Here is a 14,113-nt window from a genome sequence, read left to right on the forward strand (position 1 = left end):
TCTGCTGGTTCCTCAGTGGTTTTAGGGTCCGTTCCGCCGTCCCCCAAGACGCCCAACGTGTTCCCCTCAAATCAAGTATGGGGCTAGGATTCAATAAGTAAAAGTGGTGTTTATTGACGAATATAAGTCAGTTTTCCTTAATGGTTTGGAGTGTCCCGTGTTGGACGTAAAACGGCTGCGCCTGCTGCGCGAACTGCACATCCGCGGGACCCTTGCCGACGTTGCCCTGGCGCTGCAATACAGCCCCTCGGCAGTGTCCCAGCAGCTGGCGCTGCTCGAGAAGGAAACAGGCGTCAAGCTGCTCCGAAAGGTGGGTCGGCGCGTCCAGCTAACGGCACAGGCGGAGATCCTGGTGGCACACACATCGGACATCGTGGAGTCGCTTGAGCGCGCCGAGGCCGACCTGGCCGCGTCCCTGACAACGGTGGCCGGCACGGTGCGGCTGGCAGTGTTCCAATCGGCCGCGCTGGCCCTGCTGCCGGAACTGCTCTCAGCCATGTCGCAGGACTACCCCGAGGTCCGCATTGAAATGACCCAGCGCGAACCTGAAACGGCGCTGCAGGAGACCTGGGCCAGGGACTTCGACCTTGTGGTTGCCGAGCAGTACCCCGGCCATGCCGCACCGCGCCACCCCGAACTGGACCGAGCGGTGCTGACAAGCGATGCGATCAGGCTGGCAGTCCCCTTTGCCGGCGTGATCGGGTCTGTTTCCAGGCTGCGCGCCGAACCCATTGCCCACATCGAGGACACTGCGGGGCTGCCGTGGGTCATGGAACCGCGCGGCGCGGCGTCCCGCCACTGGGCGGAGCAGGCGTGCAGGCAGGCAGGGTTTGAACCCGATGTGCGTTTTGAAACGGCCGACCTCCAGGCCCAGGTCCGCCTCATTGAATCCGGCAATGCCGTGGCACTTCTGCCTGACCTGATGTGGACGGGCCGGACACCTGCCCTGACGCTGATTGACCTGCCGGGGCTCCCCCGCCGCACGGTTTTCACCTCCGCCCGGCGCGCCAGCCGCACCCGACCGGCCATCCTTGCCTGCAGGGAAATCCTGGCCCGGACGGCACAACACATCCCTGAAAACCGGCCCGGCACATGAAACGGCTCCTGGCCGCCGTCAACAACCTCCCGGCCTATCTGGCACTTTAACTCCTGGCCAACTCCCTTATCCGGCTGGCCGCACTGCTCATTGGAGTAAACCTGGGCCCACTCATATACCCGTGGGCATCGTGACCCCATCGTTGGTGCTGGTTGGATTCACTGGAGCGATGCTGCCACCGTCCCCTGGAACGCCAGCTGATTGCTACACGAGATCCCTGAGCACCGGTTCCAGCAGGCGGCGCTGGGCCGCGGGATTCAGGAAGGCGGCACTGCTGATCAGGGAAACCGACGGAGAGTGCCGGTAAAGCCATTCCCCTGCCACGGGAACAACCCTGACAACAAGTTCAAACGGTGGCGCCTCACGGCCAAGATCCTTCTCGGCCCCGCGGACAATCCTTGCCGGGATTCCGGCCTGCTTCTTCATCGACCGCACAAAATCCTCGTGAAAGTCCAGCTTGAACTGCTCCGCGGCACTTTGCCCCGCCAGCAAGCACCCCTGCACGGCCTCCTGAAACATGGGGTGGCGGCCCTCGAGCAACAGCTCATCCGGGGACTGCATGCCCGCACGGCTTCGCACCAGATCGGCGAACCAGATGGACCATTCATCCGCCAGGGCAATATCCGACGTCGGGCCTATCACGGGGATTCGCTCGGGGACTTTCGGCACCACCGGAGGCACAAAGAAAGGCCTCGTCGCGGGCAGGGACAGTGCGTCACGGATATGGAGCGCCACTGTGAGCGGCCACGACGCATCCAGGGTCATGGACCAACTTGAACCTTGGGCAAACCTCACGGCGTCCCCCTTCACGGCGGAAGTCATTGAGAGCCACCATACTGGGACGGGCCGAGGCTTGGCTACCCTTTCATCACGAGAGCACACACCTTGCTGTCAGCCCCGCGTGCGACCATGGATCCATGACCGCCACAGCATCCACCGGACTCTCACTGGTCTGGGATGCCGGCGGCCCGTACTCGCTGCACCAGACGTTGGGCATCATCGGCCGCGGCCCCGCCGACCCGACCATCAGGCTCGCACCCGGTGCGGCCTGGCTCGCCTTCAACACCCCCGACGGCCCGGCAACCCTGGGCATCACCCAGCGCGGCTCAGAACTGCACGCCCGCGCCTGGGGCCCCGGTTCCGGCTGCGCCATCGGCAGCGCCCCTGCCTTGCTCGGCGCGCACGACGACTGGTCCGGCTTTGACGTCCCCGATTTCGCAGAAACCCTCCCCCGCCTTGTTGTTCAAGCACGACGCCGGAACCCGGCCCTGCGCCTTCCCGCCACGGGCCGCATGGTTGACGCGCTGGTGCCGGCCGTCCTGGAACAAAAGGTCACGGCACTTGAGGCCCGCCGCGGGTACGCCAGCCTGCTGCGGAAGTTTGGCACCACGGCACCCGGCGCCGGACACGATCCCGAAATCCCGCCGGATCTAAGGGTTGCCCCCACCCCGGCACAATGGGTGGCCATTCCGTCATGGGAGTGGCACAAGGCCGGTGTTGGACCACAGCGTTCGGACACCGTGCAGCGGATGCTGCGGTCGGCGTCGGGCCTGGAACGCTTGGCCGGACTGCCGGCGCCCGAAGCCGCAGCGAAAATGCAGACCATCCCGGGAATTGGCGTGTGGACGGCCGCGGAAGTCACACAGCGCACGCACGGGGACGCCGACCAGGTTGCCGTGGGTGACTACCATCTGGCGGCCTATGTCGGCTGGGCCCTGGCAGGAAAAGCCGTCGATGACGCCGGCATGCTTGAGCTGCTTGAGCCATGGCTCGGCCACAGGCAGCGCGTGGTCCGCATGCTCGGGCTCAGCGGCTTTCGCAAGCCGGCCTTCGGCCCGCGGATGACCGTCCAGGACCACCGCGGGCACTGACCGAGGTCACGTCCGGGCAGATCTCTGGTCAGGGCCGGCCTGCAGGTCTGGCGTTGGGCGTAACCGGGCCAACGCCAGCGGGAAAAAGCCCGTTGTCTTCATCCACGGCCTGTGGCTGCTGCCCAACAGCTGGGACGTGCGGCGCGCCATGTCCGAGGAGAACGGCTACGCCACGCTCGGCCTCGGCTGTCATTGCCAACCCGGCCAACCGGCGTCGGCAGGTCATGGTGACGGAGAAGGAGTTCAGGTACGCATTTGCGAATGCCGTGCCCCAAGCCGAAGCCCGCGAATTTTACGAGCAGTACCCGGTCCCCGGATCGGGCACTCCCTTGTCATTGATGCATGCTGGGGCGATGTTGCACAGAAGGCCTGGGCCTTCCTCCGGGAGCACGCGGCTCCCTAGGCACATCGCCGCCGGGCCCGTTCATTCTGCGGACCCCGTTCCCGCGCGGGCTGCTGCATCCCCTAGGCTTGTTTCATGAGCGAGATCATCAACCTACAGGCCACTTTCATCCCCAACGAGGACGAGTACTTCCGCGTGAAGCTCGCCCTCGAGATCGCCATTGAGCAGGTCGTTGAAGAGGCCGGCTGCATCCAGTACGAAATCACCGAAGACTCCGAGGAAAAGATTGTCCTGACGGAGCAGTGGGCTTCCGAGGCAGAGCTGGCCCAGCATGGCAAGGGTATCGCCGTGCAGGACCTCAATGAATCACTGAGCGCACTGCTCGCGGAGCCCGTCACGCTGGAACGCCTCTAAAACCGGCCTCCCGCGGCGCAGGGTCCAACAACTACTCGGCGGCGGTGCCCTCGGCAGCCTTGGCCGCAACTGCCGCGTGGACCTCGGTCATGTCCAAGGCCTTGACGGCGTCGATGACAGAGTCAAGCTGCGTGCCATTGAGCGCGCCGGGCTGGGCGAAAACAAGCACCTTTTCCCTGAAAGCCATCAAGGTCGGGATGGAGGTGATGTTGGCTTCCGCGGCGAGCTGCTGCTGGGCTTCGGTGTCGACCTTGCCGAACACGACGTCGTCGTGCTTCTGCGACGCTGCCTCAAAGGTCGGGGCGAAGCGCACGCAGGGCTGGCACCATGATGCCCAAAAATCAACGATCACAATGTCGTTGCCCTCGATGGTGGGACCAAAAGATTCTGTGGTGATTTCAACTGTAGCCATGAGTTAACCGTACCTGTCAGCTAAAAAGTTTGGGCTGCATTTCGCTTACTGCGTGAGTGGGAATAAAGGCCTACACGCCCTCAGGCTCATGGGCTGTGAGGAATTTCCGTCCGCCAAAGATGATTACGGCGCTGACAAGGACCATCGCCGCTGCGACGTAGAACGTGGCCGAGGCGTTGAAATGTTCGGCAATCCTCGTGGCGGCAAAGGGCGCCAGGGCGCCACCCATCCAGCGGATGAAGTTGTAGCCGGCACTCGCCACGGGGCGCGGTGAGTCGGAGACCGACATGGCCATTTCCGTGAACAAGGTGTTGTTGATGCCCAGCAGTGCACCGGAAATCACCGTCAGCACAACAATCGTTGTCACCGAGTGCCCGGCGGCGGCCAGGGCCAGGCCAACCAGGATCACCATGAGGCCCAGCAACGACCCCATCAGGGCACGGGTTGGGCCGAATCGGCGCTGCACCGCGGGCGCCACGAAGACCGAGAAGATCGCGACTGCAACACCCCAGCCGAAGAACACGGCACCGATCCCGTAGGCATTGAAGCCCAGGATGAACGGCACGAAGGCGAGGATCGTGAAGAAGCCGTAGTTGTAGAACAATGCGCTGCCGGCAGTCGTGCGCAGGCCCTTGTGGCCCAGCGCCTGCAGCGGGTCACGCAGCCGCGTCTTGGCCGCAGGCAGGGGGGTCTTGGGCAGCATGAGCAGCAGCAGGATGAAGGCGATGGCCATGGCAGTCGCGGTGCCAAAGAATGGCGCCCGCCACTGCCAAGCGCCCAGCAGGGCACCCATGAGCGGCCCGAGCGACAGGCCCAGGCCCAGCGCGGCTTCGTACAGGATGATCGCGGTGGCCGCGCCACCCGAGGCGACACCCACCATGACGGCCAGCGACGTGGCAACGAATAAGGCGTTGCCCAGTCCCCATCCGGCACGGAAACCGACGAGCTCGCCCACGGTGCCGGACAGGCCCGACAGCGCCGAGAAGGCAACAATGATGGTGAGCCCGAGCAGCAGCGTCTTCTTGCCGCCGATGCGCGAGGAAACAAATCCTGTGACAAGCATCGCGATCGCCGTGACAAGGAAGTAGCTGGTGAAAAGCAGCGACACCTCGCTGGGCGTGGCCCTGAGGTTCTCCGCGATGGCCGGCAGGATCGGGTCAACGAGGCCGATCCCCATGAACGCGAAAACTGACGCGAAGGCAACAGCCCACACGGCCTTTGGCTGTTTGAGCATTGACTGCTTTTCCGAGTGGATCGCCGCGCCGGCGCGGGACGTTTCTGTTGCGGCGTTGGCTTGCACGGTTTCTCCTAAAGTTCGACGTTGTTAATGTTCAGCTGTTGATGTTCGACGCCGGAGCGCGGCTTCCGTCTCCGGCCGGTGGTTTCGTTGTGGTTGGCTGGTGCGCCAGCGCGGTGTTGAGCTTCGCGATGGCCGGTATCGCCGCGGAAATGGCCAGCCGTTCTTCGTCGCTGAGCGTTTCCAGGGCCGCGGCCATGGAGGCGTTGCGGAGGCGGTTGCCCTCACCGAGCCTGGTGCGGCCCCTTGGCGTGAGCTGGACGAGGACGGCGCGGGCATCAGAGGCATCGGCGATGCGTTCCACAAGTCCCGCTGCCTCAAGCTTGATGACCTGTTCGGTTGCGCTGGGGACGCGAATTCCGGAGTTGCGGGCGATGGCCCCAACCCGCATCGGTTCGGCCGCGATCATATTAAGCGTGCTGAGGTGGCCGGTGCTGAGCTCGCCCTCGGCATCCATGGAGCGGACGAGAAATACGGCCTGGCGCAGAATATCGCGGTAGCGGCTGGCCAGTTCCTGAAGATTGTCACTCATAGTTAGGTAGTCTAATTATTAGGGTGCCTAATAGTCAAGTCGAATGCCGGGCCGACGGTCACGGAAACTTTTGTGACGGGTCACACGGCGTTCACAGCTTGTTCACCTTGAACACGCATGATGGCGGTGTTGACTACAAAAAAGGGAAGCAGCGATGACTTCAGCCAAGGAGAAACCATGACACGCAGAGTTAACCACCGCCCGATCATCAACCCCGCCAACCACGAGGTGTGGCCCGTCTTGGCGAAGGACCAGCCGGTAGCCCTGGTCAATGAGCGTGGTTGGCATTTGCGGGGGCGTGTGGAGACCCTTTCCAGCGACCGCCAGTGCTTGTGGATCCAGCTCGACTCCGGCATGGGCCGCCAGCTGGTCCACCACCAGGACGGCTTTGAATTGGAAAGTGAAAAGCAGGCCGGCTGAGCCGCCCTGCTTAGAAGGAATTGCCCGGTCCTCCGCGCGAGACCGGGCAATTCCTTGTTGTGCAGCGTGCCATCCGGCGTCAGACCGTGGACTTCCTATAGCCGGCCTTTTGGGCGGCAGACTCGGTCGTGAAGCAAACTTCGTATGCTGTCTTGGTGTAGAAGCGCTGGCCCTTCATGTGGCGCCTCGCCCTTGGCGCCTCACCTTTGATGGGAGCCCATGACGGGAGCCCATGACGGGCAATCTCACTTGCTGGCCGGCTTCGAGGATGTGGGCTTGGCTGGCGCTAGGACCGTCACAGCCTTTTGAATGCTGGCCGCAGCAGCCAGGGCCCCCTGCTTGGCCCAGCGAATTGACCACTTTCCCGAGACCGACGCCGTGAAGCTGGTTTTCAGGTATCCGCTGGACTTGTTCTGGATAGTCCGGACCGCTTGGTTGGGGCACTGCCGTCCGGATCAAAGTAAACAGTCACCGACAGCGCGCCGGCGTTGACCCAACTCTTGCCTGAAAGCCGCTGCGCCGGTGTGGCCACGGTGGTGGGGTTGCCCTTGACCACGGTGGCCGGGAGAATGGCCCTGCGTCCACTGTGTCCACGAGCGAACCCTGCGCTCGAACCGTTGCCTCACACAGTGTGGCGCTTGGACTTCTTACGACTCCGGGTCGATGAGGTGGACGAATTCCTGGGCTTCACTCGCCCCGACGTCGGAATGGTCACGCAGGAGACGGGACGCGCCGTCGTAATCCCCTGAGATCGCCAGCTTGCGAATGGCCTGGAAGATCTCCTCGTTGAGGCGGGTGCTGGCCACCTCGCGGATCTCACCACCCCGGGAAACGATGGCACGGTAACGGTATGCGCCGGGCGCCGCAACAGGCTGGGGCTCCGGGGCTACGGTTTCGGGCACGGCGGGGCGGATGTCAGGGGCCTGCTCCGCTGGACTTTCGGGGGCGGGATTGATGATGTCCTGAACAGTGAGCGCCCCCTCCTTGATGGCCGGGTCGGCAGCCACCGCGGGCGTCTCGGGTTCGGGGGTCGGCTGCGGAAACTGAGCCAGGGCAGCGACGGCAGCAGCGGATTCACCCAATCCCACGCCCGTGGCATTCCGGTATTCCATGACGGCACCCAGCATTTGATTCTGGGCAATCAGCGAGTAAATGACCCTGTGCGCCTCGGGCGTCAGCCGCTCGCCGGCCGCCTCGGCATGTTCGCGGCTGATATCCCGCCCGGCCCTCTTGCGGCCCGCAGAATCCGGCGAATGCGCATTACCGCCCTGGCCCCCTGAACCGAGCTGGGAGGAACCCTGCTGGGACCTCCCGCGCCGCCCCACCATCCTGGAGCCGACTACGGCAACGATGACAATGACCAGCACAATAATCAGGGGCACGACGTATTCCATGCCTCAACTGTAGTTTGCCGCGGCAAGTCTGGGGGCAACAAAAAACCCGGAACCTCGCACTGTGTGCTTGGTTCCGGGTTTCCGGTTTGTGGCAGATACTGGATTCGAACCAGTGAAGGCGTTGCCAGCTGATTTACAGTTGAACCCGACTCGTTATGACTCAGGCTGCCAAAGTCCAGAATTGAATGTTTGGGCTGGTCAGAGGCACATCGGTCATCCGCCGTAGTACGTCCGAAATCCCCGGAGGACGCCGAGTCCTCTAACGATTTCCTAACAAACGACAGATTCGAAACCGGCCGCGTGCGCATGCGGCGATTTGAGGCCCACAATTCCTCGGAACCAGTCATCGGTCATCAGTCATCCAGCAGTCGACGAACGGCATCACACAGAAGCGACAGCAGCACTCCCACAGCCGCCGCTTTGTCGGTGCCCGGCGGTACGATCAGCACACATCCCGGCGAAGGTGCCGGGACAAATTCAAAGGCGGTTAATGCAATGAGCATTCCAGCAGGCTGGTATCCGGAAACCAACGGATCGACGACAGAGCGTTGGTGGGACGGCAACCAATGGACGGAACACGTGCGCACGACGACACCGACCGCGCCGCCATTGCCGCCAGCTCCGGCCCTGTCAGCCGAGTGGATCAATGATCACCCGGCCGCGAACAAGTCAGCATGGAAACGTAGCATCCGCGAGTCCAAGGAAATCAAGGCCATGGAAGCCGCCGGACTGTCCTACGCCGAGTTCACGGCAGGCGCACCCGGCCCGTCTCGTGATGTCGCGGCACCGGACGTCCCAGTGAGCAATTCACTAATCGTTGAGCTAGATAAGCGGGGCGAATCCATCCTGGCAGACAACCTAGCCGACGGCGAGCGCATTGAAGCGAAGCTGCAGGGCGACTTCGGACAGGCCATCGTACTGACAGACCGGCGACTGTACATCGTGAAGTGGGGTTTCCAGACGGGGCAGACGTTTGGAGGCAAGTGCACCGGGTTCGACTACCGCAACTTGACGTCCATCGAGATCAAGAAGCACGCCGTGACGCGCATGGTCGTCGTCAATTCCGCATCGAACCAGAACAACAACAATCTGAGCTATTGGGCCGACCGGAGCAAGGGCAACAACGCCGTCGAGGCAGATAACGTCATCACATTCAGTGCAAAAGATGACGCACGGTTCCAGCAACTCGTGAACTTGGGTCGCGAGAACATCACTGACTCTCAACAAACTACTGTCGTCACAGCGACAACCGGCGGCACTGATGTGGCGTCACAGCTGGAGCGCCTCGCCTCATTGATGGATCGCGGGTTGCTGACGGAATCTGAGTTCATTGCGCAAAAGTCGCACCTCTTAGCTGGGCACTGACCTGTCATGAAGATTTTCACATTTCGGTGGATGCTCATCATCGCTGCAGTCGTCACTCTAAGCGGTTGCACCGGAACCACTGCCACAACCACGCACGCTGAAAGCGCCGCGCCGCCCACGGCCAGCGCAACCACCGCCACGGCCACAAAACCGGCACCCGCCCCCACCACCACAGCCCCGGAAGTCGCCGCACCGGCCACGCCAGGATGCGTGCCACTATTCACCCAAACGGGCGGCAACATCGGCGCCGCAACCTACCTCGCGGACCAATGCACCATGGACGGCGCAACCGTCGCACTCACCGGGTCAGCCACCACGGCCGACGGCCGGTTCATCACATACCCGAACGGGCTAACCGTCACGCTCGGCGAAGTGCAGCGCATGCCCAACAACTACGGGTCAGCCGTCGGAGCTGGTAACGGATATCTTGACGCAACCTATGCGCTCGTGCGCGTGGATTTGACCGTCACCAACACCGGCAGCACGCCGGCAAGTCTTGACGCCATGAACAGTGCCGCGGCCGCATTCGATGTGACCTACGGCAACGGCGTCGCCGCCCATAGCAACCCCGGCATTATCGACGCGGCCAACACCATTCCCCTCGTAGTCCAAGAAGCGCCGCCGGCAGTGGTCCCGGTGGGTGGCCGGTCGGACTTGTACCGTTCGTTCGCTGTGCCTGTCGCGGACTTGGGGACCATGTCGGTCATTGTGGACCCGGACCCGTCCGTCGGGTACACGCCTTTCCGGATCACCAACCTCAACGCGGTCATGGTCCCGTTCAAACCGTAGGCATCCCGCCCAGACGATGGCTGGAATGGTCCACCAACCGATGGACGGCCCCAAAAACATTGGATCGCCTACTGAGTGGCTTTGTGATGAGGGTTACTTTGGGAACTCCAACCGTTCTTCCAACTCGTCGTTGGGATGAAGCCGTGCCTCATATGAGGACTCATCTGGGGCATGCGTCAAGACTCCCGCAAGCGCCGTTCTGCTACTGTCCCGATGCGGCGTTCCGGCTTGGGCGTTGGTGGCGCCATGGTGGACAGGTCAACGATGGCATTGACCTGATCTTCCGTGAATCGGATCGTGCGGGGTCCGAATGCGATGCACGGCCAGTTTTTGCGTTGGGCGTTGTCTCGGACGGTGCGAGGGTCGATCTGAAACATGTCCGCGATTTGTTGAACGGTGTAGAACTTGGGTTCGTTCCTTGCGTCTTGTGGTGCCATATTTCTAATCTTTCCACCACGAAGTGACGCTGACCAGACCACCCGGCTACCTAGAGAATGGACGGCAGGTGCCGGTACGTGTCGACTGCAAGCGTGAATGCGGTTTCACCCCTTGTGTCCCGTGCCGGCCACGCCCGGTCTTGGGTCGACGCTGCGATAAGCCCAAGAACGTGCGCTGCTGCGGCGCTCGCAGTCATGCCCAGTCGAGACTGGCTGAGGCCAATGAGTTCGCTAATGGCAGCATTTTCGAGCGAGTCTGGGGTTGTTATCACTGCAACCTCCTGGTTCCGGTTAGTACTGGGTTTTGAGTGCCCAGCCGATGGCGTTGGCGATTTGCGGGCCGGTGGCGTTGGTGGTGACTTCGATGTTGTTGTTGATGGTTGTTCCGGCGCCGCCACGGGTCGTGTTTGACAGACGCTCTGGAGCGCCGGTTCGGTTGTCGATCATTGACCGGCCCGGAGGGATTACACCGCCGTTGTCGAACACGGGGACGACACCGCCGAGGCTGTAGCCGCCTGCCTGGTTGTAGGCTGCGGCGAGTGAGCCGTACCGACTAATGGCGTAGCGCATAGACGACAGGATGTTACTCATGGGGTCGTAAATGTTCGTGTTGTAGCCGGGCATGGCATAGGCGGCGAACGTGGACCCGATGGTTTGCATGAGCCCGCGCGACGGGTCGCCCATGGCTGCGTTGCTGTCCCAGTTGTTTATGGCGTTCGGGTTGCCGCCTGATTCTTGGTTCATGCGGCGCAGCGTGGTTTGTAGTAGGCTGGACGGTTGCCCGACCATGGCGAGTGCGCGCAGCACGTCCGGCGCCCATTGCTGGACGCCAGCCCCGGCGCTGGCAACGTTCGTGCCTGCCGTGCCCGCGCCACCGCCGCCTGCCAACAGTTCCTTGACCTTGGCGCCCAAGGCAGTAACAGCATTGATCGGCAGCTGCATGGCCATCTTGCCGAAATCGCCACCGCCAGCGGACCCAGCCAAGGCTTTCACCGGCTCCATGACCAAACGAGTAATCGATCCAATCGGATCTTTCAGGAATCCAGCCACGTCTTGAAAAGCAGTACCGATAAACGAACTTACGTTTTTGGCGGCGCCACCAACAAAGCTGCCGATGCTGCCGAGCAGGTCGGGGATGCCTCCGCCGTCAAAGTGCGCGACGCCGCCATCTGCGAATCTCATGGCTTTGCGGACGGCGCCAGTGCCCCCGTGACGGGCCAAGTGGTTCCATCTTTGTACATTGTCGGCCCCGACAGCGCGCGTCCATTCTGGGACCATCCATGCCTCGCCGGGAGACGTCAGAGCGGGAATGCTGTCTACACCCGGTCGATACCCAGGATTAATGCCTCCTGCGCCGCCGCCGGCGAATCGGGCAACGCCGCCGTCGGCAAAACCGACCGATTGTGCTTTCAAGGACAGGCTGCCGAGCCCGACCGCGCCGGCGATTGTGTTCCACGTAGGCACGATGCCCTTGTTGTATACGTCCTCCACGATGAACCGAGCTGGACCGGCTGCGGCGTTTTTGATTTTGTTCCATGCCGTGCCAATGAATTGCTGGGTTTGGTCGAACGCCGTGCCGATGGCGGTGATGCCAAGCTTGAACGGTGTAAAAACGCTATTGTTGATCCACGTCCATGCGGTTGCCGTTGTGTTTTGAATCCCGGTCCACACGGGAACGAGGACGTTTCGCCACAAAAAAGTGGCTGCGTTGCCTAGTAGCGTGAATTCCAGTTTCCAGATCGGGAAAATGTAGGTTGAAAGCCAATTCCACACGGCCGCTGTGGTGTTTTTGATTCCGGCCCATGCCGCGTTGACGCCGTCCTTGAACCAACCAATTTTGTTGTACGCCAGGACGACGCCACCAATAAGCGCGATAAGTGCAATAACGACGATGCCGATAGGGTTGGCGTCAAGTGCGGCGTTAAGTAGCCATTGGGCGCCGGTGGCGAGCTTCGTTCCCACAGCCCACGCCGCTTGCGCAACCTGCACGGTCTTGGTGATGACGTACAGTGACGACAGGCCGACGGCGATAGTACCCACAACGACGCCGAGCGCGACGGCGACGGGCTGATTGGCTTTGAGGAAGTTGAAAAATCCCATGAACCCTGCAAGGGTCGCTTGCAGGGGTGGGAGCAGGACGGTTCCGAGTGTGACGCCGAGGTCTTTGACGGTGGCCCACAACGTTTTTAGTTGCCCACCAAAAGTGTGTGCGTTTGCTTCCGCCGCTGTTTCCACTGAACCGTGCTTTTCCACAGCAGCGGATGCCTTATCGAACGCCGCGGCACCGCCGGACATAACACCATTCATGGTGCCCGCTGCGCTTGCCCCGAACAGTGCCGTTTCCGCAGCCGCTTTTTGCTGGTCCGTCATCTTCCCCAGTGCGGGGGACAGTTTCGCAATGGCGGCTTGCATGCCAATGAATTTCCCGGACGAGTCAAAAACGCTGACGCCCAATGATTTAAGTGTGTCGTTGGTGGTTTTGGATCCGCCGAGCAGCGTTGACATTGCGGTTTGCATGACCATGAGGCCGCGCGAGCCGGTGACGCCGTGCTGTGCCAAGTCCACCATGAGCGATGCGGTGTCGGCCAGTGATGGGGCGGCGACGCCCAGACGCCCGTGCAGCTTGTCAACGGCGTTGGACACGTCACTAATGGGGGTGTTCAGCAGGGTAGACGCGTTGAACAGGACGTTAGACGCTTCGGCGGCACCCTCTACACCAATATGGTATGACTGCATGGTGACGGCGAGTGTGGACGTAGCAGCTGCGAGGTCGGTGCCAGTGGCTTCGGCAAGGGATGACGCCGCGTTCATAACTTTCAGCGCGTCAGAGGATGAAAGCGCGTGACCTTCGACGGCTGCAAGCTGTTTGGACACGGGAGAATAAGCATCCACCATTGTTTGCGCGGCGAACGTGGTTTGCCCGGCAGCAGACAGGAACGCTTTGCCGATCTTGCCGGCCGCGTCGGCACTGATACCGGCCTGGCCCGCCATTTTCGTTGTCGATTCCTGAAATTCGCCAGCCATTTTGACGGCCTCAACACCAACCACGACGGCAGCGCCCGCGGTGGCAAGGAATGCGGCTTTAGAAATGGACTGCATCTTGCCCGCCGCGCCACTAAACCGGGCGCCAGACGCCTCGGCGCTGGCCGCCGTCTTCGCAAGCTCCGCTTGCGTTTCTTTGAAACCGGCAATTGCTTCTGAATTCTTCGCAAGAATCTCAACAACGAGCGGCGGAAGCATGGTCACTGGGAACACCACCACTCGCCTGAAGCATCATCCAAAAACTCAATCTCGCCGGTCATGCCACCCTGCTCATCCTGTAACCATCCAAGTCATCCGAACCGATCAGCCAGCGGTGACCCTGACGCGCCCCACGCAGCGTCCCAGCTGCGAGAATCTGACGCACCCTACGATCCGACAAACCCAACACCCCCGCCGCTTCAGTAACCGATAAATGATCCTGACTGGATTCTCCACTCGCGGCCGAGATCGGAAGTTCCGAACTTCCGACAGCGGAAGCAGCCTCTTCGCGACGTGAAATGTATAGAGCTGCGGCGGCCCGGACCCCAGCCATCGAACGGCTCAACTCCCCCGCCAAATCCGAGCGCCCATTCATACTGAAATACCGACAAGCATCATCCACTTCTGACACAGACAACCGAGCACTAATCCACTGCGCCGTCACTCCCGAAACATGTGTGCCAAGCAATGGGCGATCAATCGGATAGACCATGTGCCACGAC

13 protein-coding genes and 1 pseudogene are annotated in these 14,113 nt (G+C 62.0%); 7 read left to right on the plus strand and 7 right to left on the minus strand.

Annotated elements, in window-relative coordinates; all coding sequences use genetic code 11:
* Window positions 1-157 precede the first annotated feature (157 nt).
* Both AAGW05_RS06090 and AAGW05_RS06095 read left to right on the plus strand, forming a co-directional pair.
* A complete protein-coding gene (locus AAGW05_RS06090; protein ID WP_411803594.1) occupies window positions 158-1,096 on the plus strand; it encodes a LysR family transcriptional regulator in 939 nt (312 codons plus the stop codon).
* A 14-nt stretch (window positions 1,097-1,110) separates the two neighbouring features.
* Window positions 1,111-1,227: pseudogene (locus AAGW05_RS06095) on the plus strand (arsenic transporter); the annotation flags it as partial.
* A gap of 73 nt (window positions 1,228-1,300) precedes the next feature.
* Here the strand turns inward: AAGW05_RS06095 and AAGW05_RS06100 are convergent.
* The gene (locus AAGW05_RS06100) at window positions 1,301-1,918 is read right to left on the minus strand and encodes a hypothetical protein (RefSeq protein ID WP_411803595.1); all 618 of its coding nucleotides are present in this window, start codon (window positions 1,916-1,918) and stop codon (window positions 1,301-1,303) included.
* 95 nt (window positions 1,919-2,013) lie between these two features.
* Here AAGW05_RS06100 and AAGW05_RS06105 point away from each other — a divergent pair, with 95 nt between their 5' ends.
* Both AAGW05_RS06105 and AAGW05_RS06110 read left to right on the plus strand, forming a co-directional pair.
* On the plus strand, window positions 2,014-2,967 hold the full coding sequence (locus AAGW05_RS06105) for a DNA-3-methyladenine glycosylase family protein (RefSeq protein WP_411803596.1): 954 nt from the start codon (window positions 2,014-2,016) through the stop codon (window positions 2,965-2,967).
* 478 nt (window positions 2,968-3,445) lie between these two features.
* On the plus strand, window positions 3,446-3,724 hold the full coding sequence (locus tag AAGW05_RS06110; protein ID WP_411803597.1) for a putative quinol monooxygenase: 279 nt from the start codon (window positions 3,446-3,448) through the stop codon (window positions 3,722-3,724).
* 31 nt (window positions 3,725-3,755) lie between these two features.
* Here the strand turns inward: AAGW05_RS06110 and AAGW05_RS06115 are convergent, their stop codons facing one another.
* The 3 genes from AAGW05_RS06115 to AAGW05_RS06125 form a co-directional block, all read right to left on the minus strand.
* Window positions 3,756-4,136 (minus strand): thioredoxin family protein, encoded by a 381-nt coding sequence (locus tag AAGW05_RS06115; protein ID WP_411803598.1) that lies wholly within the window; start codon window positions 4,134-4,136, stop codon window positions 3,756-3,758.
* A 70-nt stretch (window positions 4,137-4,206) separates the two neighbouring features.
* Window positions 4,207-5,370, minus strand: a complete 1,164-nt coding sequence (locus AAGW05_RS06120; RefSeq protein WP_411803739.1) for an MFS transporter — start codon at window positions 5,368-5,370, stop codon at window positions 4,207-4,209.
* A 97-nt stretch (window positions 5,371-5,467) separates the two neighbouring features.
* Window positions 5,468-5,965 (minus strand): MarR family winged helix-turn-helix transcriptional regulator, encoded by a 498-nt coding sequence (locus AAGW05_RS06125; protein ID WP_411803599.1) that lies wholly within the window; start codon window positions 5,963-5,965, stop codon window positions 5,468-5,470.
* 177 nt (window positions 5,966-6,142) lie between these two features.
* Between AAGW05_RS06125 and AAGW05_RS06130 the strand changes: the two genes are divergently transcribed.
* The gene (locus AAGW05_RS06130; protein ID WP_411803600.1) at window positions 6,143-6,385 is read left to right on the plus strand and encodes a hypothetical protein; all 243 of its coding nucleotides are present in this window, start codon (window positions 6,143-6,145) and stop codon (window positions 6,383-6,385) included.
* 647 nt (window positions 6,386-7,032) lie between these two features.
* Here the strand turns inward: AAGW05_RS06130 and AAGW05_RS06135 are convergent.
* A complete protein-coding gene (locus tag AAGW05_RS06135; protein ID WP_411803601.1) occupies window positions 7,033-7,779 on the minus strand; it encodes a hypothetical protein in 747 nt (248 codons plus the stop codon).
* 495 nt (window positions 7,780-8,274) lie between these two features.
* On the opposite strand from AAGW05_RS06135, the gene AAGW05_RS06140 reads away from it, so the two are divergent.
* On the plus strand, window positions 8,275-9,144 hold the full coding sequence (locus tag AAGW05_RS06140; RefSeq protein ID WP_411803602.1) for a DUF2510 domain-containing protein: 870 nt from the start codon (window positions 8,275-8,277) through the stop codon (window positions 9,142-9,144).
* A gap of 6 nt (window positions 9,145-9,150) precedes the next feature.
* Window positions 9,151-9,933 (plus strand): hypothetical protein, encoded by a 783-nt coding sequence (locus AAGW05_RS06145; RefSeq protein ID WP_411803603.1) that lies wholly within the window; start codon window positions 9,151-9,153, stop codon window positions 9,931-9,933.
* 728 nt (window positions 9,934-10,661) lie between these two features.
* On the opposite strand, the gene AAGW05_RS06150 is transcribed toward AAGW05_RS06145, so the two are convergent.
* Together AAGW05_RS06150 and AAGW05_RS06155 are read right to left on the minus strand one after the other, a co-directional pair.
* Window positions 10,662-13,610: a phage tail tape measure protein gene (locus tag AAGW05_RS06150; protein ID WP_411803740.1), complete on the minus strand. Its 2,949-nt coding sequence runs from the start codon at window positions 13,608-13,610 to the stop codon at window positions 10,662-10,664.
* Window positions 13,611-13,668: 58 nt separating this feature from the next.
* Window positions 13,669-14,103 carry an excisionase family DNA-binding protein gene (locus AAGW05_RS06155; protein ID WP_411803604.1) on the minus strand — a complete coding sequence of 145 codons (435 nt, stop codon included), beginning with the start codon at window positions 14,101-14,103 and terminating at the stop codon, window positions 13,669-13,671.
* Window positions 14,104-14,113 lie beyond the last annotated feature (10 nt).

The sequence above is a fragment of the Arthrobacter sp. LAPM80 genome (assembly GCF_046736435.1).
GTDB lineage: Bacteria > Actinomycetota > Actinomycetes > Actinomycetales > Micrococcaceae > Specibacter.

Excerpts from the sequence above, each read along its gene's own strand:
- AAGW05_RS06105 (WP_411803596.1), top strand. The coding sequence starts at position 2,014 with ATGACCGCCACAGCATCCACCGGACTCTCACTGGTCTGGGATGCCGGC.
- AAGW05_RS06130 (WP_411803600.1), top strand. The coding sequence starts at position 6,143 with ATGACACGCAGAGTTAACCACCGCCCGATCATCAACCCCGCCAACCAC.
- AAGW05_RS06110 (WP_411803597.1), top strand. The coding sequence starts at position 3,446 with ATGAGCGAGATCATCAACCTACAGGCCACTTTCATCCCCAACGAGGAC.
- AAGW05_RS06155 (WP_411803604.1), bottom strand. The coding sequence starts at position 14,103 with ATGGTCTATCCGATTGATCGCCCATTGCTTGGCACACATGTTTCGGGA.
- AAGW05_RS06145 (WP_411803603.1), top strand. The coding sequence starts at position 9,151 with ATGAAGATTTTCACATTTCGGTGGATGCTCATCATCGCTGCAGTCGTC.
- AAGW05_RS06100 (WP_411803595.1), bottom strand. The coding sequence starts at position 1,918 with ATGACTTCCGCCGTGAAGGGGGACGCCGTGAGGTTTGCCCAAGGTTCA.
- AAGW05_RS06120 (WP_411803739.1), bottom strand. The coding sequence starts at position 5,370 with ATGCTCAAACAGCCAAAGGCCGTGTGGGCTGTTGCCTTCGCGTCAGTT.
- AAGW05_RS06140 (WP_411803602.1), top strand. The coding sequence starts at position 8,275 with ATGAGCATTCCAGCAGGCTGGTATCCGGAAACCAACGGATCGACGACA.
- AAGW05_RS06135 (WP_411803601.1), bottom strand. The coding sequence starts at position 7,779 with ATGGAATACGTCGTGCCCCTGATTATTGTGCTGGTCATTGTCATCGTT.
- AAGW05_RS06115 (WP_411803598.1), bottom strand. The coding sequence starts at position 4,136 with ATGGCTACAGTTGAAATCACCACAGAATCTTTTGGTCCCACCATCGAG.
- AAGW05_RS06150 (WP_411803740.1), bottom strand. The coding sequence starts at position 13,610 with ATGCTTCCGCCGCTCGTTGTTGAGATTCTTGCGAAGAATTCAGAAGCA.
- AAGW05_RS06125 (WP_411803599.1), bottom strand. The coding sequence starts at position 5,965 with ATGAGTGACAATCTTCAGGAACTGGCCAGCCGCTACCGCGATATTCTG.